This window comes from Vibrio sp. 1069, from assembly GCF_033340555.1.
Genome location: NZ_JAWOWP010000973.1, coordinates 1 through 512, shown reverse-complemented (window position 1 = coordinate 512; position 512 = coordinate 1). Strand labels below are relative to the sequence as shown.

Annotated in this window: 1 pseudogene; it reads left to right on the top strand. The window is 46.5% G+C overall.

The features are described from left to right. Positions 1-456, top strand: a pseudogene (locus R7040_RS30110) (putative PEP-binding protein); the annotation flags it as partial. Positions 457-512 lie beyond the last annotated feature (56 nt).

Sequence of the window (512 nt, the reverse complement as noted above, 5' to 3'; positions counted from 1 at the left end):
GAGCTGGATGATGCGATGACGCTGATCAACCAAGCCTACAGCGAAGTTGTCTTGCTTGATGAGCGTATCCAGGCTCCAAAGGTCGGGGTGATGATCGAAGTACCATCGATGGTATATCTGCTTCCTGCCATCGCGCATCGAGTGGATTTTGTCTCTGTTGGTACTAACGACTTAACTCAGTATTTACTGGCGGTGGATCGGAACAATTCCCGCGTCGCTGATGTCTATGAATCCATGCATCCGGCAGTGCTGTTAGCACTCAAACAGATTCATGACGTGTGCGATAAATATCATGTGCCAGTGTGCATCTGCGGTGAATTAGCCGGTGATCCATTTGGTGCGCTCTTATTACTTGGGTTGGGATACACCAGCTTAAGTATGAACACATCTAACGTGGCTAAGGTGAAGTATTTGATTCGTCATAGCCAACAACAGGAACTAGAAAAACTAGCGGAATAGGCGATGACAAAATCGTACGGAGAGGAGATTCATCAAATGATGCATGATTTCTT